Raw genomic sequence first — 23,908 nt, forward strand, 5'->3', positions numbered from 1 at the left:
AGCACGCATGATCCCCCTGTTCAAGGTCGCGATGTCCGGTACCGTGCCGGCCCTCGTCGAGAAGGTCCTGACCAGCGGCTTCATCGGGCAGGGCGCCAAAGTCGACGAGTTCGAGGCCGCCCTGGCCACCCGGATCGGCAACCCGAAGCTCGCCACCGTCAACAGCGCCACCTCGGGCCTGCACCTGGCCCTGCACCTGGTGACCGGCGGCGTGGGCGGCGAGGGCGGCGAAGTGCTGACCACGCCGATGACGTGCAGCGCCACCAACTGGCCGATCCTGGCCAACGGCTTGCGCCTGCGCTGGGTGGACGTCGACCCCGCCAACCTCAACATGGACCTGGACGACCTGGCCCGCAAGATCACCCCGCGGACGAAGGCGATCGTCGTGGTGCACTGGGCCGGCTACCCGGTGGACCTGCGGCGGCTGGCCGAGGTGCTGGACCAGGCGGAGAAGGTGCACGGCGTGCGCCCCGTGGTGATCGAGGACTGCGCGCACGCCTGGGGCGCCACGTTCGACGGCAAGCAGCTGGGCAACCACGGCAACATCTCGGTGTTCAGCTTCCAGGCCATCAAGCACCTGACCGCCGGTGACGGCGGCCTGGTCGTGCTGCCGGACAAGGAGCTGGCCCGCCGGGCCCGGCTGCTGCGGTGGTACGGCATCGACCGCGAGACCAACGCGCGGTTCTCGTTCCTCAACGACATCACCGAGTTCGGCTTCAAGTTCCACATGAACGACATCAACGCCAGCATCGGCCTGGGCAACCTGGAGCACGTGGACGAGAACCTGGCCATGCACCGGCGCAACGCCGCGTACTTCGACGCGGAGCTGGCCGACGTGCCGGGCCTGGAGCTGACCGAACGCGCGCCCGACCGCGAGTCGTCGTTCTGGATCTACACGATCAAGGTCGACGACCGCGACGGGTTCATGCGCCGCATGGAGGAGGCGGGCATCATGGCCAGCCAGGTGCACGAGCGCAACGACGTCTACACGACGGTGCGCGAGTACGCCACGCTGCTGCCCGGCCTGGACAGCGTGAGCGCGCGGATGGTGTCCATCCCGGTCGGCTGGTGGCTGACCGAGGACGAGCGCGGGCACATCGTGTCCACCATCAAGGCGGGCTGGTAGGGACGCGCGCCGCGCCGGGACCCGGCGCGGCGCTCACCTGCGGGAGCGCGCGAAGGCCAGGAACCGGTCGTTGGCCTCGGCCGTGCCGACGGTGACCCGCACGCCCCGCCCGTCCAGGCACGCCACCAGGATGCCCGCGGCCTTGGCGTCGGCGGTGAACGCGGCGCTGTCCTCCCCCAGCGGCAGCCACACGAAGTTGGCCTCGCTGTCGGGCGCGGTGTACCCGGCGTCGCGCAGCCCGGCGACCAGCCGGGCGCGCTGCGCGGCCACGTCGGCGCACCGCCGCACCAGCTCCTCGGTGACGTCCGGGTCGAGCGCGCGCAGCGCGGCGGCCTGGCCCAGGGAGTTGGGGAAGAACATCATGCCGGTCATCCGCGCGGCCGGCACCCGGTCCGCGGGCAGCACCGCGTAGCCGACGCGCAGCGCGGCCAGGCCGTAGGCCTTGGAGAAGGTGCGCACCACGCACACGTTCGGGTGGTCGCGGCGCAGGTCCAGCGCGTCGGGGAAGTCCGGGTCGGTGACGAAGTGCCGGTAGGCCTCGTCGACCACCACCGGCACGTCGGCGGGCACGCGGCCGAGGAACTCCGCCAGCTCGGCGCGGCCCAGCGCGGAACCGGTGGGGTTGTTGGGGTTGCAGAGGAGCACGCACCGGGTGGCGCCGGTGACGGCGTCGGCCATCGCGCGCAGGTCGTGCCGGTAGCCGTCCATCGGCACGGGCACGCCCTCGGCGCCCGCGTTGGCGATGATCAGCGGGTAGCCCTCGAACGACAGGGCCGCGTGCACGACCTCCGGTTTCGGCCCGAACGACCGCACCAGGTGCTGCAACAAGCCCGCCGAGCCCGGTCCGACGAGCACCGTCTCCGGTGCGACGCCCAGGTGCCGGGCCAGCCCGGCGGTGAGCGCACCGGCCAGCCGGTCGGGGTAGCGGTTGAGCAGCGCCGCGCCCTCGGCGACCACCTGCCGCAGCGCGGGCAGCGGCGGGTGGGGCGTCTCGTTCATCGACAGGTCGTGCAGCCGGTCGGCGTCGACGGCGGTCATCGGACCTCGCTTCCCCTCGGTTCGGCCGCGTGCGGGTCGTGGGCACGCCGGTCGGCGAGCACGCCCAGCTGGTAGAGCCGGTCGACGAACGTCAGCGGCCGGACGTCCGTGCCGGACATGTTGCCCGCGGTGCGCCTGAGCAGCCGGGGGTTGGCCGCGGTGCGGCGCATCATCCGCGCGCCCAGCAGCCGGGGCGCGCCGGACAGCGCGGTGATCATGCGGGCGGCGTTGTGGCTGACCTTCGCGATGTGGTCCAGGCTCGGTCGCCGGGCCGCCTCGTAGGCCGCCAGCGCCTCGTCCACCGCCGGGTCCCCGTCCGGTGCCGACCGCGCGGCCAGCGCCTCTCCCAGCGCCTCCGCCAGCGCCTCGGCATCGGCCAGCGAGCTGTTGACGCCCTGCGCCGCCATCGGGTGCACGGCGTGCGCGGCCTCGCCGACCAGCGCCAGGCCGGGCACGGCCAGCCGCCCCGCCCGCAGCCGGGACACGCCGAACAGCTGCCGGCGGTGCAGGCTCGCCGCCAGCGCGGGCGCCAGCGGCGCGAGCGCGGGCACGTCGCCGAGCACGCCGTCGACCCAGCGGCCCAGCTCGGCCAACCCGGTGGAGCGGAACTCGTCGGGCGCGACCTGGACGTAGAGCCGGCAGCGGCGGCCGGGCAGCGGGTAGACCAGGCGCAGGCCGCGCGCGGTGCGGTAGGCGGTCACCTCGCCGGGCACGTCCGCGTCGGCCACGTCGAAGGCCAGCAGCCGGTGCGGGTACTCGTCCCGGTCGACGGTGATCCCGGCGTCCTTGCGCAGCGCCGAGGACATGCCGTCGGCCGCCACGACCAGCCGCGCGCGGACCTCGCCGCCGTCGGTCGTCACGCCCGCGACCCGTCCGCCCTCGCGCAGCGCCCCGTCCACGCGCACGCCGCGGACGATCTCCACGGTGTCGGGCAGCGAGCGGGTGATCGCCGCGCACAGGTCCTCGTAGGCCGCGCAGAGCGCCTGCCGGTGCGGGCCGGGCAGGGCGCCGTACTCGACGGCCAGCAGCGCGGCGCCGTCGCCGTCGCGGATGGCCAGCCGGTCCACCGGGCGCGCGTCGGCGGCCCGCAGGTCGTCCAGCGCGCCCCAGTCGGCCAGCACGCGCACCGCGCCGGGCTGGAGGATCTCGCCCTTGGCGGTCGGCGCGGGGGTGCGCCTGCGGTCCAGCACCAGCACCCGCAGGCCGGTCGCGCCCAGCGCCCGCGCGGCGGCCAACCCGCCCGCGCCCGCGCCGGACACCACGACGTCGACGGTCCCCGGGAGCGTCATCGGACGGCGGCCCGGTACTCGCCCAGCGCCTTGAGCGCCACGGCCTGCGTGATCACGCCGTTGGCGTAGCGCACGTGGTGGCGGATGTAGTTGCACACCCGCGTGGGCTCCCACCCGCCGTCGGGTCCGGCGGCGGCCACCAGCCAGGCCGCGCCCCGGTCCACCGCGTCCGCGCCGGTTCCCGCCGCCAGCAGCGCCTGGACCGCCCAGGACGTCTCCTCGACCGAGCCCTCGGTCCCGTCGCCCGGACCCCAGGAGCCGTCGGGCAGCTGGGTGCGCAGCAGCCAGTCCACCGCCTTGCGCACGACCTCGTGCCCGCCGTGCCCGGCCCGCGCCAGCGCGCCGACCACGACGGCGGTCCCGGACGTGTGGTCGCGGTACCACAGGTTCTCGAACGTGCCGTCCGGGTTCTGCGCGGTGAGCAGCCACGCGGCGGCGGAGACCACGGCCGGGTCGGCGGCGGGGCGGCCCCCGTCCAGCAGGGCCTGGACGGCTTGGCTGGTGATCGCCGGGCACGGCCCGTCGTTGGCGAGCTTGGTGTCGCGCACCCACAGGCTCCACGAGCCGCGCGTGTCCTGCCGGCCGGTCAGCCACGCCAGCCCGCCGCGCAGCTCGGCGTCCTCGGCGGCGCCGGGCAGCCCGGCCAGCGCGCTGAGGATCTCGGCCGACTCCAGCGCCACCGGCCAGCCGCGCCGGGTGGAGAAGCTCCAGCCCCCCGCCGGGACGTCCAGGACGGTGAACGGCTCGGTGGTGCGGGCGGCGTGCAGGAAGTCGCGGGCCGCGCGCAGCCGGGGGTCCGCGGCGTACCCGGCGGCGACCAGGCCGGTGGTGGCGTAGCCGGTGCGGGTCAGGTCGAGGTTGGCCACCGCGTCCCACGCGCCCTCGGGCCGGACCGCCGCGCGCAGCCAGCCCGCGATGGCGGCGGCGATGTCGGGCGCCTCGCCGGAGCGGGCCAGGCCGAGCAGCACCAGGGCCGCCGGCCACGGGTCCTCGCTGAGCGCCCCGGTGCGGCCCTCGTGCTCGTAGACCGCGCGGACCAGTCGCAGCGCCGCCGGACGGGCCAGGCGCAGGGTGAACCGGCGCAGCGGCCCCGTGGGCAGCAGGCCCTCCTGGGCGAGCGCGAGGCCGACGAACGGCGCGGTGCGGAACGAGATCAGCCGCCGTCGCACCTTGTCGGCCAGCACGATCTCCAGCGGCAGCCGCCGCAGCGCGCCCGCCTCGGCGGTCAGCCCGGCCAGGGTCAGGAACTGGCGGCACATCAGCGCCACCGCGCGGTCGGTCACCGCGTCGACGCCACCCAGCGCGGCCAGCGCGGCACGTCCGGCGGTCACGGCCGTCGCGCTGCGGTCCGGGGAGACGACGTGCAGGGCGGCGGTGGCGATGGCGGTGGGCACGGCCTCGCTGGGCGCGCCGTCCACCCCGCCCCAGCCGCCGTCGGCGCGCTGCCGGTCGCGCAGCCACGCCGCGCCGCCCGCGACCAAGTCGGCGTGGGCGACCGGGTCGGTGGCGTGCAGCGCCGTGATCGTGCCCGCGGTGCCCAGCACGGAGGCGGGCGGGTCGTCGGTGAACGCCCCGTCCGGGCGCTGCCGGGCCAGCAGCGCCTCCGCGCCGCGCTCCACGGCCTTAGCGACGTCGACCTGCGACACGGCTGTCATGTCTTGTCCTCCAACGGGATCAGGCGGCGCGCGCGGACCTCGGCCGGCCGGGACGTGCCCAGCTCGTGCCTGCTCCGCATCGCCGACTGGGTCCACCATGTCAGCGCGGCCAGCGGCAGGACCAGCCCCAGTTGCCAGCCGACGCCCAGGCCGAGGCCGACGATCGCCGAGGCGAGCACGAGCCGTTCGACCACCAGCACTTCGTGGCTCCGCAGCGCGACGACCACCGGCACGTCCGCGCGGCGCCGGACCAGGGGCGCCAGCGCGAGCACGCCCAGCGCGGCCACGACGGCCAGCGTCACCAGGTACGCCGTCCGGTCGCCGACCTCGGCCAGCAGCCCGCCCGCCACCGCCGCGCCGATCACCACCAGGTACAGCGCGAGGACCGTCCACACCGCGAAGGGCGTGCCGCGGCGCACCGGCAGCGTGCCGTAGCCGCCCGCGCGGTCGCCGTCCACGTCGCGCAGCGTGCCGACCAGGTTGGACGTCGTGTCGTGCAGCCAGAACACCGCCGCCAGCACCACCACCGCGGCGATCCCCGACGACGGCCACGTCCCGGCCACGCACACCCCGTACACCAGGGCTATCGCGCCGAGCGCGCCGCGCACCAGGTTGCCCACGATGCCGCGCGCCTTGGCCCACCGGCTGTAGGCGATGATCCCGAACACGCCGAGCACGGCGGCCAGCAGCGTCGGCCACCCGCCCAGCACGGCGATCGCCGCCACCACCACCATGCACAGCACACCGCAGGCCCGGGCGACGCGCGGGCTCAACCGTCCCGACGGGATCGGTCGGTGCGGTTTGCCGATGGCGTCCAGGCGCCGGTCGAAGTAGTCGCCCAGGTAGTGCCCGCCCAGCCAGCCCGCGGTGGGCGCGGCCCACGCCGCGAGCAGCCGCCACGGGTGCCCGGCCGCGCCGGCCAGGACCGCGCCGCCGAGCCCGACCAGCCCGACGTACCAGAGGGTGTAAGGGCGCCACGTCTCCACGTGCGCCCGGACGGCCGCGCCGAAGCCCACGTCCTCGCCGCGGCCGTCCGGCGGTGCGCTCACCGCGTCCCGCTCGTGGTCCAGCGCGCGATGTCGGCCAGCGCGGTGGCGTGCGGCGACGGCGCCAGCCCCGCCAGCCCGGCCAGCGCCAGCTCCACGTGGGACGCCATCCGCTGGTGCGCGCTCCGCACCGCGCCGGTGGCCGTCACCAGGTCCCGGACCCACCGCACGTCGCCCTCCCGGGCGGCGCGGCGGCCCAGGACGTCGCGCAGCTCCCGCCGATCGTCCTCGTCGGCCGCTTCGTAGGCCAGCAGCACCGGCAGCGTGGGCCGTCCGTTGAGCAGGTCGCTGTCGGCGGGCTTGCCGGTCTGCTCGGCCGTGGCGACGAACGCCAGCAGGTCGTCGCGGATCTGGAAGGCGATGCCGACGTTCTCGCCGTAGGAGGCCAGCATCGTGCCGGTGTCCGCGCCCGCGCCGCCCAGGGTCGCCCCGATGTAGCAGGCGGCCCGGAACAGCGCGCCGGTCTTGAGGCGCACCATCTCCTCGTACCAGCGCGCGCCCTCGTCGGGGTCGCCGACGAGGCGCGACTCCAGCACCTGGCCGCGGCACAGGTCGCGGCCGACCTCGGCCAGCTCGCCGACCGCCGCCACCACGCGCGCGGGCGAGGCAGGCCACGGCTCGTCCACAAGGGACTCGAAGGCGCTGAAGATCAGGCCGTCGCCCGCGACGATCGCGTTCGGGACCCCGTAGGCGGCGTGCACCGACGGCCGCCCGCGGCGCAGGTCGTCGCCGTCGATGATGTCGTCGTGCACGAGGGTCGCGGTGTGGACGTACTCCAGCGCGAGCACGGCCGAGGTGACGCGCAGCGGGTCGCCGCCGACGGCCTGCGCGGCGTGCAGCGCCATCAGCGGGCGCAGCAGCTTCCCCGCCGGCACCAGGGCGAACCGCGCCAGGGAGGCCAGTTCGTCGGTCGTCTCCGGCCAACGGCGGTGCAACTCCTCCTGGAGGAGCCGTCCCGACTCGCTGCGGGCCAGACCGTCGAGGAAAGTCCGATACTGCGGTGAGTCGGAAACGGTCATGCGCGTCCGCCCTTCGACAGGCGACAGGCGACAGGTTTGACGCTCAGCGTGACGGTAAGGCGCGAAGATTCCCCCGGCAAGGGGGCGATCAGCGCAACGCCGCCCGGAACTCCATGAGCGCCAAGCCATCCGAGCCCGCGAACGTCCTCGCCGGCGCCAGCCCGACCGACGCGGCGAGCGCGTCGTGCGCCGCGCGGTCGCGCTCCCGGCCGCCCACCTCCACCAGCATCCGGAGGTCGAACGGCGACAGGTGCGGCACGTGCGGCTCGGTGGGCAGCACCTCGACCACGAGCACTCGTCCGTCCGGGCCGGCCGCTTCGGCGCAACGGCGCAGGATCGTCGCGGCGGAGGCGTCGTTCCAGTCGGTCAGCACGCGCGAGACGACGTAGACGTCCGCGCCCGCGGGCAGCGGCTGGAAGAAGTCGCCCTCCACCGTCTCGATTCGCCCGCCCAGCCCGTCATCGGCGAACCGCGCCGCCGCCGTGGCCACCGGCTCGGCCCGGTCCACCAGCATCCCGCGCAGGTGCCCGTGCGCCGCCAGCAGCTCGGCCAGCAGCGCGCCCGACCCGCCGCCGACGTCGGCCACCAGCCCCACCTCCGGCCACGGGTAGAGCTTGGCCACCTGCGGCGCGGTGGACGCCTGGAGGCCGGCCATGAGCCGGTCGAAGTGCGCGCGGTACTCCGGGGTCGCGTCCAGGTCGGACCAGAAGTCGCGGCCGTGCACCGACGCGTAGCCCGGTTCGCCCGTGCGCACCGCGTGCGGCAGGCCCAGCGCGGCCAGGTCCATCCGCGCCGGGAAGGCGTCCAGGTCGAACCGCGTGCCGTAACCGGTGTCGCCCCGGTCGCGGAGCAGTTCCCCCAATCCGGTCAACGCGAACACGTCCGGTGAGACCTCCGCGAACACCTCGCGGTGGGCCAGGTGGCGCAACAACCGGCCCAGCGCCTCGCGGTCGGCGCCGCAGCGCCGTGCCAGCTCGGTCAGGTCGGTGGTGCCGGCGGCGATCAGGTCGGGCACGCGGAGCGTGACCGCCGTCCGCACGGCCATCGGGGTGACCAGGTCGGTGAGCGCGTCCAAGCGCTCCCCTGCGTTCTCGGGCGCCATCGGCGCAGCGTCCCGGACCGCACCACCGCAGTCAACCCGTGGACCAACGCCCCTCGGTGGCACAGAATGGCCCGATGACGAGCGTGACCGCCCCGGAAATCCGGTTGGTGTCCGGCGCCCTCGGCGCGGAGATCAGCGGCATCGACCTGAACACGTTGACCGACGACCAGTTCGACCTGATCCGTGACCGGCTGCTGCGTCACCAGGTGGTGTTCCTGCGCGGTCAGGAGAACCTGACGCCGCAGGCGCACATCGCCTTCGGGCGGCGCTTCGGCGAGGTGGAGCTGCACCCGTACCTGCCGCGGCTGGAGGGCAACCCGGAGATCGTCGTCATCGACTCGGAGGACGGCGCGAAGGTCGACGTGTGGCACACGGACATGACCTTCCACGAGAGCCCGCCGATCGCGTCGGTGCTGCACCTGATCGAGCTGCCGCCCCACGGCGGCGACACCATGTGGACCAACCAGTGCCTGGTGTACGAGGCGCTGTCGGCCCCGCTGCGCGACCTGGTGGACGGCCTGACCGCGATCCACACCATCCGCGTGGGCGCCGAGTTCTCCAGCCGCGCCGAGCACCCGGTGGTGCGCGTGCACCCGGAGACCGGCCGTCGCTCGCTCTACGTCAACCGCCTGTTCACCTCGCACATCCCGCAGCTGTCGCGCAACGAGAGCGACGCCCTGCTGGAGTACCTGTTCCGGTTCTCCGAAGGCCCGCAGTTCACCTGCCGCTTCCGCTGGCAGCCCGGCGACGTGGCCATGTGGGACAACCGGGTGACGCAGCACTACGCCGTCAACGACTACCGCGAACGCCGCCGGGGCCAGCGCATCACGGTGCTGGGCGACGTGCCGACGGGCGAGCCGCCGCGCTGGGAGCACTACCAGCCCGCGCCGGGCGAGCGGTACTGGCCCGACCGGGTCAACGCGGTGGAGAGCTACTGATCGTCCCGCCACACCACCGGGAACTCCTCGATGCCCCCGTTGATCCGGTCGTGGCGCCACGGCAGCTCCTCGACCGGGATCGCGGGCGCGAGCCCCGGCAGGCGGCGCAGCAGCGTCGCGATGGACAGCTCGACCTCCATCCGGGCCAGCGCCGTGCCCAGGCAGAAGTGCGGCCCGTAGCCGAAGGCCAGGTGCGCCGTCCGGGGCACGCGGTCGACGTCGAACACGTTGGGGTCGTCGAAGACCCGGGGATCGCGGTTGGCCACCCACGGGACGGCCATGACGCGGTCACCGGCGCTCATCGCGACGTCACCGACGGTCACGTCCTCGGTGACGACCTGCACGCGGAACATGCTGCTGACCGCGGTGTACCGCAGGATCTCCTCCACCGCGGCGGGGATCTTCCCCGGTGACCGGACCAGCTCCGCGAGCTGGTCCGGGTGCTGGAACAGCACCCGGACGCCCGCGGCCGTCGAGCCGACCTCCAGGCCGCCGCGCAGCAACCCCATGGCCAGCACGATGATCTCGTCGTCGGACAGGCCGTGGTCGTCACCGCCCTCCAGCCACACCGACAGCAGGTCGTCACCGGGCTCGACCCGCTTGGCGGCCAGCTGCCCCGCCAGGTAGACCCACAGCGACTTCGCGGCCTCCACCGAGTTGTAGTCCACCACCGAGTTCAGCCCCGCGAGCCAGCCGTGGAACCGCTCGCGGTCGGTGGCCGGGACACCGATCACCTCGCAGATCACCAGCAGCGGCAGGGGCGCGACGAGGCCGCTGACCAGGTCGGCGGGCCGCGGGCCGGCGATCATCGCGTCCACCAGCTCGTCCACCAGGGCCTGCACGCGCGGCCGGTAGTGCGCCATACGGCGACCGCCGAACGCGCGGCTGCCCACCCGGCGCACCGCCGCGTGCGCCGCGCCGTCCTGGTTGAGGTCGCGCAGCGGCGGGTCCTCCGGCGACGGCGGGCGCAGCACCCGGCTGAACCGGGGGTCGGCCAGCACCTTGACGCACCCGGCGTAGTCCAGCACGAGCCAGGCGGGCTCCCCGTCGGGCAGCAGCACCCGGCTCACCGGGTCGGTCTCGATCATGCCGACCAGTTCCGGCGACAGCTCGCCGGTGAACGGCTCGAAGGGGTACTGGCGCGGTTCGGGTGCGACGGCCACGGCGGACAACACTGCGCCCGAATCCCCTCTGCGTCAACGGATTCCGCACGCCCTCCGCGCGGGTTAGCATGCCGGGTGCGCATTCTGATCTCGACGTGGGGCTGGCGTTCGCACTTCTACTGCCTGGTGCCGGTGGCGTGGGCGCTGCAGGCCGCCGGGCACGAGGTGCTGGTGGCCACCCAGCCCGGCCTCGCGCCGGTCGTGGACGACGCCGGGCTGGTCGCCGTGCCGCTGGGACCCCACCTGGACTTCGAGGCCGTGTTCACCGACCGGATCGGCAGGGTCGGTGGCGGCACCGGCGACGGCCCGCCCGACCCGGACGGCCCGGCGATCACCCCGGACGGCGGAGTGGTCCACATGGCCGACGCCTGGGTGGACGACCTGGTCGCGTTCGGACGGTCCTTCCGGCCGGACCTGGTCCTGTGGGAGCCGTTCAACCTCGCGGCGGCCGTGGCGGCGGCGGTGCTGGACGTGCCCGGCGCGCAGGTCCTGTGGGGACCCGACCACGGCTCCACGCTGGCGTGGGACCACGACGGCGTCTTCGGTCCGCTGGCACGGCGCTTCGGGATCACGTCGTCGGACGTGCGCGTGGCGGGCGGCCTGATGGTCGACCCGGTGCCCGCGCCGCTCCAGGTGCCGCTGCCCGTGCCGAGCCTGCCGATGCGCTACCTGCCCTACAACGGCACCCACGTCCTCCCGCCGTGGCTGCACGAACCGCCGAGCCGTCCGCGCGTGTGCGTCACCGGCGGCACGGTCGCCGGGCCGGGGCTGTCCGAGCGGGCCGACCTCGCGGACGTCATCCGCGCCGTGGCCGATCTGGGCGCGGACGTGGTCGTCGCCGTGGCCAAGGCCCACCGTGACGCGCTGCCACCGCTGCCCGACACCGTGCGGGTCGCCGACGCGCCCCTCGCGCTGCGCCTGGCGCTGCCCGGCAGCGCGGCGTTCGTCCAGCACGGCGGCGCGGGCACGATGATGACCGCCCTCGTCCACGGCGTGCCGCAGCTGGTCCTGCCGCAGGTCGGCGACGAGCACTTCAACGCCGAACGCCTGCTGCTGTCTGGCGCGGGCCTGGTGCTGGAGGAGCCCGACGTCGCGTCGGTGCGCGACAGCGTCGCCGCGCTGATGGACGGGGGGCCGTGGCGCGAGGCCGCCGAACTGCTGCGCGACCGCATCCACGCCATGCCCACCCCCGCCCAGGTGGTCGACCAGCTCGTCGCCTACGCCGAAGGAGGCCGCCCGTGATCCGCTTCCCGCTCCCGCCCGCGCCGTCGCTGCACCACCCGTCGCCGGAGTACGCGCGCCTGCGCGCCGAAGACCCGGTGCCGAGGGTGGAACTGCCCGACGGCACCATCGCCTACCTCGCGACCCGGCACGCGGACGTCCGCACGGTCTTCAGCGACCCCAGGTTCAGCCGCGCCGCGGCCACCGGGCCGAAGGGTCCGGAGTGGGAGCTGGGGTCGCTGGCCGACGACTCGCTGCTGGGCATGGACCCGCCCCGGCACACCGAGGTCCGCCGCGTGGTCGGCAGCGCGTTCACCGCACGCCGCGTCGAGGACATGCGCGCGATGGTGGCCGGGCTCGTGGCCGGCATGGTCGACCGCCTCGAAGAGGCCGGTCCCGGCGCGGACCTGAGCGTGCACGTGTCCGCGCCGCTGCCCATCGCCGTGATCAGCGGTCTGTTCGGCGTGGCCGACGAGGACCAGGACCGGGTCAAGGAGTGGTCGGACGCGCTGGTCGGCGACTGGCGGGCCGACCCGGACCCGCCGCGCGCCGCGCTGGCCGCGTTCGGCGAGCTGATCGGGAAGCGGCGCGCGAACCCCGGCGACGACCTGATGAGCGCCCTGGTCGCGGCGTGGGACCGGGAGGACTCGCTGTCCGAGCGGGAACTCGTCTCCGTCACCGCCGGGCTGCTCGCCGGCGGCCACGAGTCGACCACCAACCAGATCAACCTGTTCGTCGCCGTCCTGTCCAGCCACCTCGACCAGCTCGCCGCCCTGCGCGGCGACGACCCGCGCGCCGTCGCGGTGGCCGTGGAGGAGCTGACCCGCTACATCCAGCTGGGCGAGAGCGGCATCCTGATGCCCCGGGTCACCCTCGAAGACGTCGACCTGGGCGGCGTCCCGGTGCCCGCGGGCTCGGTCGTGCTGCCCGCCGTGGTGTCGGCCAACCGCGACGAGTCGGTGTTCCCGGACGCCGACCGGCTCGACCTGACCCGCTCGCCCAACCCGCACATCGGGTACGGCGCCGGCCCGCACCACTGCATCGGCGCCTCCCTGGCCCGCATGGAGCTCCAGGAGGCGCTGGGCGGCCTGCTGCGCCGGTTGCCCGGCCTCCGCCTGGCCGTGCCGGAGTCGGAGCTGCGACTCAAGCCGGGCCTGGTGGTCAGGAGCTTCCGGGAGCTGCCGGTGACGTGGGACCGATAGCGGGCGCCGTCGGGTCGAACGCGGCTTCCAGCGCCACCTCCTCGACCGCGTGGAGCATCGTCTCCACCTGGTCGGTGGTGAGCACGGCCATGTCGAACACCATCTGGAGGTGGACCGTGCCGGGGCGGTCCTCGACGCTGATGAACAGCTGGTCGGGCATCGCGTCGAGGTGGCCGTCCCAGGACAGGAACGTCCGGGGCAGCTCGGCCCGCACCCGCTCCTCGGTGACCGGGTCGCCGTCGGCCAGCAGCGCCTCGGCGTCCGGGCGGGTGCTGAACCTCAGGTCGCTGATGCGGCACGTGACCGCCGCCGGGTGGCCGCGTTCGGCGTCGAGGCGGGCGACCAGGCGGTCGAGCTGGTCGGGGTCGTAGTAGGCGCGCATCCAGGCGGCCGTCGCCGCGTGCCGGGTCCGCGCCACCACCTCGTCCACCGTCCCGCCCAGGTCCAGCGTCACCACCGAGTTCTGGCTCAGCGTGCCGATCACGTCGGCGAAGCCGGGCCGGAACCGGTTGCTGACGATGACGTTGGTGGTGAGCGGGTCGACGCCGGTGGCGCGGCCGATAGCGATGGCCAGCACGGCCAGCAGCACCCGCGCGGTGTCGGTGCGGGTGCGGCGGGCGATGGCCAGCACCGCCAGGTGCGCGGCGGAGGAGCTGAACCGGCCGTGCCAGTAGCGGTGCCCGAGCCGTCCCCCCGGGTGCTTCGGCTCGCCGAAGGTCGCGCGCGGCAGGTCCCGGAGCCGTTCCTCCCAGTAGCGCATGGCGCCGTCGCTGGTGCGCCGCGCCTCGGGGGTCTGCTCGCGGCGCGCGATGTCCAGCGCGGTGACGGCGTCGGGGTCCAGCCGGCGGTCGACCAGCTCGCCGACGCCCAGGCCGGTCATCAGCAGCAGCGTGCCCGTGCCGTCGGCGACGAGGTGGTTGACCGCGAACACCAGGTGCGCCGCCCGGCCGCGGTGCTCCAACACCGCCAGCCGGACCAACCACGGGGTGTGGCCGTCGAACGGGGTCATCATCCACTCGAACCAGATCTTGTGGCTGTGCCCCAGGACCTCGGCCGGGTCGACGTCGTCGTCGAAGACGGTCACCTCGACGTCGATCTCGCCGGACTCCACCACCACCTGGCACGGCTCGCCGTCGTCGCCGACGCCGAGCCTCATCCGCAGCGCGGGGTGGCGGCACATCATCCCGCCCAGCCGGGCCGCCAGCCCGTCGACGGTCACGCCCTCGGGCAACGGGTGCGCGCCGCTGTTGTTGTGCGGCCAGCCGGTCGCGCGCATGTCGCGCATGATCGCCTTCTGGCCCCACGTCAGGGGCGCGGAGCCCGCGCCGGGTCCGGAGAACGGGACGGTGACGCGGCGCTCACGCATCGGCGTGCCCGAGGATCACGCTGACGTTGTGGCCGCCGAAGCCGAACGAGTTGGACATGACGGTGCGCGCGGGCGCGGCGAGGGCCTTGTCCCGGATGTGGTTCAGGTCGATCGACGGGTCCGGGTCGTCCAGGTTGTGCGTGGGGGGCAGCAGCCCGTGCCGCAGCGCGGCGATGCCGATGGCCGCCTCCACCACGCCGGACGCGCCGAGCATGTGCCCGGTGACCCCCTTGGTCGAGCTCACCGGCGGCATCCCGGCGCCGAACACGCTCGTGATGGCCTTGGCCTCCGCGGCGTCGCCGGCTTTGGTCGCGGTGCCGTGTGCGTTGAGGTAGTCGACGTCCGCGGTGGTCAGTCCCGCGTCGCGCAGCGCGATCAGCATGCTGGCCGCGGCGCTGGAGCCGTCCGGGCGGGGCGTGGTGGGGTGGTAGGCGTCGGTCGTCGCGCTCCACCCCAGCACGTCGGCGTGGACGGACGCGCCGCGCGCCCGCGCGAACCCCGGCCGTTCCAGCACCAGCACGCCCGCGGCCTCGCCGAGCACCAGGCCGTTGCGGCGGCGGTCGAACGGGCGGCTGGCGGTCGTCGGGTCGGGCCAACCCCTGGCCAGGGCCAGGGCGTTGCCGAAGGCGTCGGCGAAGGTCGGGAACAGCGGGGCCTCCGAGCAGCCGCACACCACCACGTCCGCGTCGCCGGCGCGCAGGATGCGCAGCGCCTCCCCGATGGACTGGCCGCCGGCCGCGCAGGCCGTGCCGACCGACGAGGTGTAGCCGCGGATGCCGAACTTGATCGCGGTGCGCGCGGCGGCCATGTTCGGCAGCACGCCGGGCAGCAGGAACGGGCTGACGCCCAGCCGTCCCCGCCGCGACCGCCGCACCGCCTGGTCGGCCAGCGTGTCCAGCCCGCCGACGCCCGACATCACCACGGCGACCCGGTAGGGGTCCACGTCGCGGCCCACTTCGAGGCCCGCGTCGGCCATCGCGTCTTCGGCAGCCCGCAGCGCCATCACGATCGACCGGTCCACGAACCGGGCGTCCTTGGCCGGGATCACGCTGTCCGCGGCGATCGGCGGCGCGAACGCGGCGACGTCCACGACGCCGTGCAGCACGTGGTCCTCCGGTGGCGCGGACAGCCCGGAGCGGCCCGCGCAGACGGCGTCGAACACCTCGTCCACCGTCGTGCCGACCGGCGTGACGAGCCCGATGCCGGTGACGGCGGCCCGCGTGGTCACGTCGCGGCCGAGGCGCTGATCCGCTGGGCGACAACGGCGCAGAACTCGCCGACGGTCAGGTTGGCGAAGGCCTCGGCCTCCTCGGCCTCGAAGCGCACCCCGTACCGGTCCTCCACCCGCAGGGCGAGTTCGGCCAGGGCCAGCGACTCCAGGTCGGCGCCCGCCGGGCCGAGCACGGTGTCCTCCCCGATCTCGTCGGTGCTGTACTTCATCTCGGTGAGCGACTCCAGCAGGAAGTCGCGGATCTCAGCGGTCATGGTCCACGCGCCCTTTCCCGGCCGGTGAAGGGAGATTTCACGCCATCGGGTGCCGGCCGTCAAGCAACCCGTGCGCCGAACCGGCGCTATGGACCGCGCTCGCTTCGGGACCGCAGAATGTGCGGCATGACGACGACGGCGCTGGACCTGGTGGCCGGCTTCGGCGCACCGCCGGTCTCGGCCGCCGTCGTGCCGCCCGGCGGTGGCGCGCTGAGCTACGGCGAGCTGGCCGACCTGGTGGGACAGGCCGGAACGGCGTTGCGGCACAATGACAAAGCCCTCGTGCTGTGCGCGGGCGACCGCGACCTGCCCACGGTGCTGGCCTATCTCGCCGCACTGCGGTTGGGCCACACGGTCGCATTCCTTCCCGCTACCGCCGAGGTGCTGTCCGCCTACCGGCCCGATTTCGTCGTCCCGGCGCCCGGCGCGCACGACGACCTGACCGCTGCCGGTTACCGGCCGACCGACGGGTCCCCGGTCGGCACGACCACCTTCCGCCGCGCCTCCGCCGGCCCGCACGCCCCGATCTCCGACGAGACGGCGCTGCTGCTCACGACTTCGGGGACTACGGGCACCCCGAAGGCGGTCCGGCTGTCCTACTCGGCGATCGCCGACAACTCGCGGGCCATCGTGGACGTCCTGGGCATCACCGCGGCCGAGCGCGCCGCCACCACGTTGCCGATCACCCACGCCTACGGGCTCTCCGTGCTCAACAGCCACCTGATCGCCGGGGCGAGCGTCGTGCTCTCCGACAGCCCGCCGCTGGCGCTCGCGACGTGGGACCGGCTGGCCCGCACGGGCGTGACGTCGCTGGCGGCCGTGCCGACCACCTACGCGGCGTTCGGGCCGTCGCACGTGAGCCTCCTGGGGCGCACGGCGATCCGCACGATGACCCAGGCGGGCGCACGGCTGGCCGACGAACTGACCACCCGGCTGGCCCGGATGATGCAGCGGCGCGGCGGCCGGTTCTTCACGATGTACGGGCAGACCGAGGCGACGTCCCGGATGGCCGTGCTCGACCCGGCGGACCTGCCCGAGCGCCTCGGTTCGGTCGGCCGGGCCGTGCCGGGCGGCGTCTTCACCATCGCACCCGGCGCGCCGCACGCCCGGGCCGTCCCCGGCGAGGGCGCGGTGCGCTACCGGGGGCCCGGCGTCATGCTGGGCTACGCGTCCCGCCGGGAGGACCTGGCCCGGGGCGCCGAGGTGGACCAGCTGGACACCGGCGACCTGGGCTACCTGAGCGACGGCTACCTGTACCTGACCGGCCGCACCAAGCGCATCGCCAAGGTGCTCGGCGTCCGCACGAGCCTGGACGACCTGGAGCGCGCGGTGGAACGACCGGGGCACCCCACCGCGGTGCTCGCCGGCGACGACGACGTGGTCTACCTCGTCGGCGCGGGCGATGCCGCCGTTCACGAGCAGCAGCGACGGCACTTGGCCGATTCGCTCGGCGTGCCGAGCCGGCACGTTGTCCTCCGGCAGGTCGACCGACTACCGCGCACCCCCGGCGGGAAGGTCGACTACCGGGCATTGGCCGAAGTCATCGGGAGGTCCGGCGGTGGAGCTGAGCAGTTGGCGTCGACTGTCCGACCGGGGACCTGACCTGGTGCTGTGCCTCGACTTCCCCGGCGGGAGGGCGTCGGCGGGCTTCCCCGACCTGGCGGCCTCGTCCACCGCGGACGTCTCCTTCCTCCACGTGGGACGGATCGGCGCGGGCCCGCTGGACGAGGCGGTCGCCCGCTGGACGGACGAGGCCCTGGCAGGTGGCGGCGCCGTCCGCGCCGTCCTGGGCTACTGCGCCGGCGCGTCGCTGGCCACCTGCGTGGCCGACGCGGTGGCCGAACGGCAAGCCGCACCGCGGGTCCTGCTGTTCGACGCCGCGCGGACCGGCGCGGGCTCCCTGGCGGGCGAGTTCGGCGGCATCCTCCAGTCCTCCGCCGAGCACCTGACCGAGCAGGAGCGGGAGGACGCCCAGGCCCTCGCCGACACCCTGGTCGAGGAGCACCCCGACGACCTGCCCCGCGTGGCCGACGCCCTGGCCGCGCGCTACGACGAGCTGATGCGGTCGGTCGCCACCCGGCTGTCGCTCGACGACTACTTCCGCGGCGAACTGGTCAAGGGTTTCCGCACCTACCTGGACTACCTGCTCCTGGCCTCCGCGGGCCGCTTCGGACTGGCGGCGGGTGAGCCCCTGTTCGTGCACTCCCGGGACTACCCGCTGCCGGTGGACGGCGACGTCCACCTGACCGTGTTCGACGTGGAGCACGAGGAACTGCTGCGCGACGACCGGGTCCGCGCCCACGTCGCCACCCACCTGAGAGGAGTGCCGGCATGAACCCGTCCCGGGTGGCCGAGCTGCTGCGGTCGCACCCCGGCGTCGGCCGGGTGGAGGTGGCGGTCGTGCCCCACGACGGGCGCGACGTCGTCGTGGCCGCCGTGGAGCCCACCGAGTACCTGAGCGGCACGGTGCTGCGCGAGCACGTCCGGCAGCAGGTGGGCGGCCCGGTCGGCGTGCTGGTCGTGGACTCCCTGCCGGTGACCTCCGACGACCTCGCCGCCGCCCTGGCGGACGGCCGCTGCACCCTGTTCGAGGACCCGCGGGACGACGTCGAACGCCGCGTCGCCGCCATCTGGGCGGAGCAGCTGGACGTGCGCGCCGTGGGCGTCACCGACGACTTCCTGGAGCTGGGCGGCGACTCGCTCTCCGCCCTCGGCATCATCTCCGCGATCGAGGCGGAGTTCGACCGCCCCGTCGACGTCTACGAGTTCATGACCGCGTCCAGCGTGCGCCGGCTGGCGGAAGTCCTCCGATGACGACGAGCCTCCCCGTGCGGCAGCGGATCGCCGACATCGCCCGCGACGCGCCCGACCGACCCGCCCTGATCGGCTTCGACGCCGACCTGGCGGAGGTGGCGCTGTCGTGGCGGGAGCTCGCCGACCGCGTCGCGGAGTCGGCGAGCCGGACGACCGGCCCGTACGCCGTCGTGGAGGCCGCCAACACCGTGGACGCGGCCGTCGCCATCGCCGCGGCACTGGCGGCCGAGGTGCCGGTGTTCCCGCTCAACCCGGCGACGCCACCCGCCGAACGGGACGTCCTGCTGGCCCAGCTGGCGTCCCGCTTCGACCGGGAGGACCACGGGGTCGCCTACCTCCTGGCGACCGGCGCGAGCGCGGGCATCCCCAAGATCGCCGCCCGTCCGGGCCCGCTGCGCTACGACCCGCGCAGGACACCGTCGTTGGTCATCCGGCAGACGGGGTGGCGCACCGGCCAACGGCACCTGGTCGTCGGCCCCCTCTACCACGCCGCGCCGTTCACGTCGTTCGTGGACGCGATCCTCGACGCCAACACCGTTGTGCTGCAACGGTTCTTCGCGCCCCGGTGGACCGTCGACCTGATCCGCGAACACCGCGTCGAATGGGCGCAGCTGACCCCCACGCACATGCGCGAGATCCTGACGACCACCCCGGACCCGGCCCACTTCGACAGCCTGCGCGCCGTCCTGCACACCGCCGCCAAGTGCGACGACGACACCAAGCGCGGCTGGCTCGACCTGCTGGGCCCCGAGCGGGTCTTCGAGCTGTACGGCGCGACCGAGGGCATCGGCGTGACCCTGGCCCGCGGCGACGAGTGGCTGTCGCACCCCGGCACGGTGGGCCGCGGGGTGCTCACCCGGATCCGCATCCAGGACGACGCCGGACGCCCGACCCCGCCGGGCACCCCCGGCACCGTCTACCTGCGCACCCCGGACGCGATCACCCGCGCCGACTACCTGGACCGCAGGACCGTCCGCACCACCCCGGACGGCTTCGCCACCGTGGGCGACCGCGGCAGGCTCGACGCCGACGGCTACCTCTACCTGGAACCGCGCGCGCACGACACGATCAACGTGGGCGGTGAGAAGGTGGACCCCGACGAGGTGGAGTCGGCGCTGCGCCACCACCACGCGGTGCTCGACGCGGTGGCGCTGGCCGTGCCCCACGAGACCCTCGGATCGGTGGTGGGCGTGCACGTGGTCCTGCGCCCGGACCGGACGGCCCGCCGAGCCGAGCTGGCCGCGCACTGCGGACGCCTGCTGGCGGGCTACAAGATCCCCAAGCACTTCACCTTCGTGGACCAACTCCCGCGCACGGCCGCCGGAAAGATCCAGCGCTGGCGCCTGTCTCCCGATTCCGAGGGCGGTGCACCACCCCGATGACCACACCCGTCGACACCGACTACCACCGCCCCCGCGACCCGGTCGAGCTCTGGCTGTCCCGCGTCTGGCACGACGTCCTCGGCTTCGGCGTGGGCATCAGGGAGAACTTCTTCGGCATCGGCGGCAACTCCCTGGACGCGGCCCGCGTGATCAACGCGGTGCTCACCGAGCTGGACGTCCGACTGCCCCTGAACGTCATGGCGGAACACCCCACGGTCGAGTCGCTCGCCGCGATCCTGCGCGAGCACGACGGCCGCCTGGCGGGCCCTCTGGTGCCCGTCCAGGACGGCGACGGCACGCCGTTGTTCCTGATCCACCCCGACGACGGCCAGGTGGCCCGCTACGCCCGACTCGCGCAGGACATCGGCGAGGACTACCCGGTGCACGGCCTCCAGGCCCCCGGCCTGTACGGCGACGCGGCGCCGGTCGGTTCGGCGCCGGCCGATCCCGGGCCGGTCGGTTCGGTGCCCGCCCTGGCCCGTGCCTACGCCGACGAGATCCGGGCCGCCCACCCGTCCGGCCCCTACGTCCTGGGCGGCGCGGGCGTGGGCGCGGTGATCGCCTACGAGGTCGCCGCGCTGCTCCCGGACGTGCGCCTGGTCGCCGACCTCGACCCCGACCTGGTCGAGGCGGGGACCTCCGACGTCGCGGACCCGGAGCGGGCGCTCGCGGACTGGAAGGCCCGCGACCTGGTCCCGTCCGACACGACAGCGGCGTTCGTGCGACGGGTGACGCGAGTGCGTGAGGCGTTGGCCGAGGCCCTGGCCGCTTGGCGGCCGTCGCCGGCGACGGCTCCGGTCGACGTGTTCGGCGAGACGGCGAACACCTGGCCCGACGACGTCACCGTCCGCCGGCACCAGGCGGGCGAGCTGACGACCGCACTGCGCGCGGCGCTGCGGTGAACGCCCCCACCCGGCCTCGGAAACGACGGGTGCGCCTGACCACCGTGCGCTCGGAGGCGGTCGAGTTCACCGGCCTGAGCCACCGCGAAGGACCGCTGGCCCTCGGCCAGCTCAACATCGTGCGCTGGCTGATGCGGACCCCGGACCACTTCCACGCCACCCTGGCCGTGGACATCCCGGTGCCCCCTGGCGTCCACGTGCCGGACGTGACCGCGGCCGTGGCCGTCCTGGTGGCCCGCCACGAGGGCCTGCGCACCTCCTACTCGGGCCGCGAGGACCCCCGCCAGACCGTGGCGGCGTCCGGTGTGGTCCCGATGACCGTCTGCTCCCTGGGCGAAGGCGCGTGGGGCGAGTCCGACCAGCCCGCGGCGGCGTCGGCGCTCCTGCGTTGGCTCCAGGACACCCCGGACGGCACGCGGCCCGCCGTGCGCCTGGTGGTGGCGGTGGCCCCCGACCACGACGACCTGGTGGTGGCCTGCGCCGCCGAGTTCTCCCACCTGGCCGTGGACCGGGCGGCGATCGAGGTGCTCAAGCACGAGTTCCGGGAGCTGACCGCGACCCCGTCCCTCCGCGAGGTCGGCCCACCGCGCCGCCAACCACTGGACCAGGCGGAGATCGAGGCCACCCCGCTGGAACAACGCCGGGCACGGGCGGCGCTCGCCCACCTGGACTCGCTGTCCCGCCGCACCCCCCGCTCGCTCTACCTGCTGCCCGGCGCCCGCGCCACCGGCGAGTCGTTGGCGGTGGAGATGTCGTCCCCGGCGGCGGGGCGGGCGCTGCGCCGGATCGCCGCCCGGACCAGGGCGAGCCGCTCCAGCATCGTCCTGGCGGCGGTCAGCGCCATCCTGTCCCACCGCACCGGCTACCGGGAACTGATCCTGCCCCTGCTGTCGGGCAACCGCTTCGACCGCGCGCTGACCGGATACGTGGGGACCCTGGCGCAGGGCTGCCTGGCCGCCGTGAACGTGGCGGACCGCGACTTCGACGCCCTGGTCAAGCACACCTGGACCGCCGTCCTGGAGGCCAGCAGGCACGGCCGGTACGACGCCGCGGCCCGGGCGGCGTCGGACGAGCGGATCGAGCACGACCGCGGCCTGTCGTTCGACTACGACCCGCTGTTCAACAGCACGGTGCCGGAGTCGTGGTTCGGCCCCAACACCCCCTTCACCCGCCAAGCCCCCGCGCCGCCCACGCCCACCCCCGGCGAGACGACGATCCGCTGGCGCCCGACCCCCCGCAACGGCACCCCGCTGCGCTTCGGCCTGACCGACGTCGACCCCCACCTGGTCCTGGACGTCTGGACCGCCGACACCGGCCTCGTCCCGAGGGAGGAGGTCGAGTCCCTGCTCTCGGCGGTGGAGCGCCTGCTCCTCGCCGCGGCCCACGCGGACCTGACCCCTGCACGACAGCGGGAAGCGATAGCCCTGCCGCCCATCACCCGTCCCGACAACTGGCACTTCGTGGACAACTGCTGGGTGGACCTGATCGAGGTGCAGTCCCTGGTGGACGACGCCCTGGCGCCGTCCACGAGCCGAATCCTGCCCGCCGAGAACGGCACACCCCTGGTGGCCCACCTGACCACCACCCCCGAGATCCGCACACCGCAAGACGCCCACGCCCGCTGCCTGGCCGCACTCCCCCACCACCCCGCAGCCCTGACCCCACGCCACTACGTGCTCCACGGTCCCACCCTCACCGACCCCCCACTGACCTCCGGCACCGGCCGCTGACACCACCTCCCGCCGTCGAGCGAAAGGTGACCTCGGGTCACCGGGGAGCTCCGGTCCACGGGGCTGGGTGCACCCCCGGTTCGGCGAGGTGGTGTCCTGTCGACCGTGACCGGACTTTCGGATCTCGTGGTCGGCTTCGCCCGGACCGGACGGCTCGGGCCGCTGCGCTGCGGCATGACGCTGGACGAGGTCCAGGACCTGCTGGGGCCGTTCCACGGACGCATGGACGACCGCAAGCCGCGCCGGTGGCGTCCGCGGCTGCACTTCTGGGACGACCTGGAGGTGGTGATCTGCCACGGGATGGTCGTGACCATCCTCGTGCCGGCGTGGAGGGACACGCTCCGCCTCCCGCACGCCGTGTCGGGTTGGCGTGCCCCGCACCCCGCGGTGATGTCGTACGACGATGTCCTGGAAGCATTGGCCACCGCTGGTTGCTCGTGGCGGGACGAGGAGTTCGAGGGATCCTCCTCGGACGACGGATCTCGATCGATCCGCACTGCCGGCGGCGAGGTGAGCCTCTCCTTCTGGCGAGACGGCGACGCGACCGATCCGCGCCTGTACAAGGCGATCAAGGTCGACCACTCGGTGGACCAAGGCGATCACAGCCCTCGACAGGGCCCGGCACGGACTGGGACGCGGTGAACGACGGCCCGTTCGGCCGGCACCCCGGCCGTTCGACGCAACCGACCTGAGGCGGGGTTGCTCCGTGATTGAATTCAAGCCGACGATCTGAGCGGAAGGCGCGACGCGATGAAGTCCCGACGGAACTACGGCCAGTTCTGCGGCCTGGCCGCCGGGGTCGGCGTCATCGGCGAGCGGTGGACGCTGCTCATCGTGCGCGAGTTGCTGATCTCACCCCAGCGGTTCGGCAGCCTGTCGGACAACCTGCCGGGCATCGGGCCCAACCTGCTCATCGAACGGCTCAGGGCGCTGGGCGAAGCAGGCGTGATCGAGCAGCGGCCGGTAGCCGAGGACAAGCGGGGCAGGTCGTACCGGCTCACCGAGGTCGGCGAAGGGCTGCGGCCCGTCGTGCTGACGATCGCCAAGTGGGGAATGGGTTTCCTGCGCGAGAGCGACGCGGAAGAAACCGTCCGCGCCGAGTGGGGTTTCCTCGCGCTCCAGTCCATGGTCGAACGGGACCGCATCCCCGACGTGGACGAGACCTACGAGTTCCGGGTGGACGACCGCAACTTCACCATCGAGGTGCGGGGCGGGGACATCGCCTTCGTCCCGGGCCCCGCGACCGAACCGGACCTGACCCTCACGTGCGCCGCGGACACCTTCGTCCGGATCGGCGCACGACTGCTGACCCCGCTCGACGCGATCGCGACGGGCGAGGTCAAGGTGGACGGTGACGTCGAAGTGGTCGAACGGTGCACGCGGATGCTCGGACTCGCCTGACCCCACGTCCACCCCGCCGTTCGCGACGG

At 74.3% G+C, this 23,908-nt stretch carries 22 protein-coding genes; 12 read left to right on the top strand and 10 right to left on the bottom strand.

What is annotated here, in order from left to right:
- The first annotated feature begins 7 nt into the window (after window positions 1–7).
- A complete protein-coding gene (locus ACQPYE_RS25560; protein ID WP_498714924.1) occupies window positions 8–1,126 on the top strand; it encodes a DegT/DnrJ/EryC1/StrS family aminotransferase in 1,119 nt (372 codons plus the stop codon).
- Window positions 1,127–1,159: 33 nt separating this feature from the next.
- Here ACQPYE_RS25560 and ACQPYE_RS25565 read toward each other — a convergent pair whose 3' ends face one another.
- The 6 genes from ACQPYE_RS25565 to ACQPYE_RS25590 all read right to left on the bottom strand — a co-directional run bounded on the left by ACQPYE_RS25565 (window position 1,160) and on the right by ACQPYE_RS25590 (window position 8,275).
- Complete coding sequence (locus ACQPYE_RS25565) at window positions 1,160–2,164, bottom strand: aminotransferase class I/II-fold pyridoxal phosphate-dependent enzyme (protein ID WP_498714925.1); 1,005 nt, start codon at window positions 2,162–2,164, stop codon at window positions 1,160–1,162.
- Window positions 2,161–3,453: an FAD-dependent oxidoreductase gene (locus ACQPYE_RS25570; protein WP_498714926.1), complete on the bottom strand. Its 1,293-nt coding sequence runs from the start codon at window positions 3,451–3,453 to the stop codon at window positions 2,161–2,163. Before ACQPYE_RS25570 ends, ACQPYE_RS25565 begins: the two co-directional genes overlap by 4 nt.
- Entirely contained in the window at window positions 3,450–5,108 is a 1,659-nt protein-coding gene (locus ACQPYE_RS25575; protein WP_498714927.1) for a prenyltransferase/squalene oxidase repeat-containing protein, read from the bottom strand. Before ACQPYE_RS25575 ends, ACQPYE_RS25570 begins: the two co-directional genes overlap by 4 nt.
- Window positions 5,105–6,157, bottom strand: a complete 1,053-nt coding sequence (locus ACQPYE_RS25580; RefSeq protein ID WP_498714928.1) for a UbiA family prenyltransferase — start codon at window positions 6,155–6,157, stop codon at window positions 5,105–5,107. The genes ACQPYE_RS25575 and ACQPYE_RS25580 overlap by 4 nt, the downstream gene beginning before the upstream one ends.
- Window positions 6,154–7,173, bottom strand: coding sequence for a polyprenyl synthetase family protein (locus ACQPYE_RS25585; protein ID WP_498714929.1), 1,020 nt, complete (start codon window positions 7,171–7,173; stop codon window positions 6,154–6,156). Before ACQPYE_RS25585 ends, ACQPYE_RS25580 begins: the two co-directional genes overlap by 4 nt.
- An 88-nt stretch (window positions 7,174–7,261) precedes the next feature.
- On the bottom strand, window positions 7,262–8,275 hold the full coding sequence (locus ACQPYE_RS25590) for a methyltransferase (RefSeq protein WP_498714930.1): 1,014 nt from the start codon (window positions 8,273–8,275) through the stop codon (window positions 7,262–7,264).
- Between the two features lie 74 nt (window positions 8,276–8,349).
- Between ACQPYE_RS25590 and ACQPYE_RS25595 the strand changes: the two genes are divergently transcribed.
- A complete protein-coding gene (locus tag ACQPYE_RS25595; protein WP_498714931.1) occupies window positions 8,350–9,213 on the top strand; it encodes a TauD/TfdA dioxygenase family protein in 864 nt (287 codons plus the stop codon).
- Here ACQPYE_RS25595 and ACQPYE_RS25600 read toward each other — a convergent pair.
- Window positions 9,207–10,376: a cytochrome P450 gene (locus tag ACQPYE_RS25600; RefSeq protein WP_498714932.1), complete on the bottom strand. Its 1,170-nt coding sequence runs from the start codon at window positions 10,374–10,376 to the stop codon at window positions 9,207–9,209. The two genes, ACQPYE_RS25595 and ACQPYE_RS25600, sit on opposite strands and share 7 nt — an antisense overlap.
- Window positions 10,377–10,451: 75 nt before the next feature.
- Between ACQPYE_RS25600 and ACQPYE_RS25605 the strand changes: the two genes are divergently transcribed.
- Complete coding sequence (locus ACQPYE_RS25605) at window positions 10,452–11,618, top strand: nucleotide disphospho-sugar-binding domain-containing protein (RefSeq protein WP_498714933.1); 1,167 nt, start codon at window positions 10,452–10,454, stop codon at window positions 11,616–11,618.
- Window positions 11,615–12,799, top strand: coding sequence for a cytochrome P450 (locus ACQPYE_RS25610; RefSeq protein WP_498714934.1), 1,185 nt, complete (start codon window positions 11,615–11,617; stop codon window positions 12,797–12,799). Before ACQPYE_RS25605 ends, ACQPYE_RS25610 begins: the two co-directional genes overlap by 4 nt.
- Here the strand turns inward: ACQPYE_RS25610 and ACQPYE_RS25615 are convergent.
- Genes ACQPYE_RS25615 through ACQPYE_RS25625 form a run of 3 tightly spaced genes read right to left on the bottom strand, consistent with a single transcriptional unit; the run spans window position 12,759 to window position 15,650 of the window.
- Window positions 12,759–14,165, bottom strand: a complete 1,407-nt coding sequence (locus ACQPYE_RS25615; protein WP_498714935.1) for a condensation domain-containing protein — start codon at window positions 14,163–14,165, stop codon at window positions 12,759–12,761. The two genes, ACQPYE_RS25610 and ACQPYE_RS25615, sit on opposite strands and share 41 nt — an antisense overlap.
- Window positions 14,158–15,393, bottom strand: coding sequence for a beta-ketoacyl-[acyl-carrier-protein] synthase family protein (locus ACQPYE_RS25620; RefSeq protein WP_498714936.1), 1,236 nt, complete (start codon window positions 15,391–15,393; stop codon window positions 14,158–14,160). The genes ACQPYE_RS25615 and ACQPYE_RS25620 overlap by 8 nt, the downstream gene beginning before the upstream one ends.
- The gene (locus ACQPYE_RS25625; protein WP_498714937.1) at window positions 15,390–15,650 is read right to left on the bottom strand and encodes a phosphopantetheine-binding protein; all 261 of its coding nucleotides are present in this window, start codon (window positions 15,648–15,650) and stop codon (window positions 15,390–15,392) included. Before ACQPYE_RS25625 ends, ACQPYE_RS25620 begins: the two co-directional genes overlap by 4 nt.
- A 126-nt stretch (window positions 15,651–15,776) precedes the next feature.
- On the opposite strand from ACQPYE_RS25625, the gene ACQPYE_RS25630 reads away from it, so the two are divergent.
- The 8 genes from ACQPYE_RS25630 (at window position 15,777) to ACQPYE_RS25665 (ending at window position 23,879) form a co-directional block, all read left to right on the top strand.
- Window positions 15,777–17,252 carry an AMP-binding protein gene (locus ACQPYE_RS25630; protein ID WP_498714938.1) on the top strand — a complete coding sequence of 492 codons (1,476 nt, stop codon included), beginning with the start codon at window positions 15,777–15,779 and terminating at the stop codon, window positions 17,250–17,252.
- Entirely contained in the window at window positions 17,209–17,985 is a 777-nt protein-coding gene (locus ACQPYE_RS25635) for a hypothetical protein (RefSeq protein ID WP_498714939.1), read from the top strand. The genes ACQPYE_RS25630 and ACQPYE_RS25635 overlap by 44 nt, the downstream gene beginning before the upstream one ends.
- Window positions 17,982–18,464 (top strand): phosphopantetheine-binding protein, encoded by a 483-nt coding sequence (locus ACQPYE_RS25640; protein ID WP_498714940.1) that lies wholly within the window; start codon window positions 17,982–17,984, stop codon window positions 18,462–18,464. The genes ACQPYE_RS25635 and ACQPYE_RS25640 overlap by 4 nt, the downstream gene beginning before the upstream one ends.
- Entirely contained in the window at window positions 18,461–19,846 is a 1,386-nt protein-coding gene (locus tag ACQPYE_RS25645; protein ID WP_498714941.1) for an AMP-binding protein, read from the top strand. Before ACQPYE_RS25640 ends, ACQPYE_RS25645 begins: the two co-directional genes overlap by 4 nt.
- A complete protein-coding gene (locus tag ACQPYE_RS25650; RefSeq protein ID WP_498714942.1) occupies window positions 19,843–20,748 on the top strand; it encodes a thioesterase domain-containing protein in 906 nt (301 codons plus the stop codon). Before ACQPYE_RS25645 ends, ACQPYE_RS25650 begins: the two co-directional genes overlap by 4 nt.
- A 29-nt stretch (window positions 20,749–20,777) precedes the next feature.
- Entirely contained in the window at window positions 20,778–22,478 is a 1,701-nt protein-coding gene (locus ACQPYE_RS25655; protein ID WP_498714943.1) for a condensation domain-containing protein, read from the top strand.
- Between the two features lie 105 nt (window positions 22,479–22,583).
- The gene (locus ACQPYE_RS25660) at window positions 22,584–23,120 is read left to right on the top strand and encodes a hypothetical protein (RefSeq protein WP_498714944.1); all 537 of its coding nucleotides are present in this window, start codon (window positions 22,584–22,586) and stop codon (window positions 23,118–23,120) included.
- A 108-nt stretch (window positions 23,121–23,228) separates the two neighbouring features.
- Window positions 23,229–23,879: a winged helix-turn-helix transcriptional regulator gene (locus ACQPYE_RS25665; protein WP_498714945.1), complete on the top strand. Its 651-nt coding sequence runs from the start codon at window positions 23,229–23,231 to the stop codon at window positions 23,877–23,879.
- Window positions 23,880–23,908 lie beyond the last annotated feature (29 nt).

The sequence above is a fragment of the Actinosynnema sp. CA-299493 genome, from assembly GCF_050946825.1.
Lineage (GTDB): Bacteria > Actinomycetota > Actinomycetes > Mycobacteriales > Pseudonocardiaceae > Actinosynnema.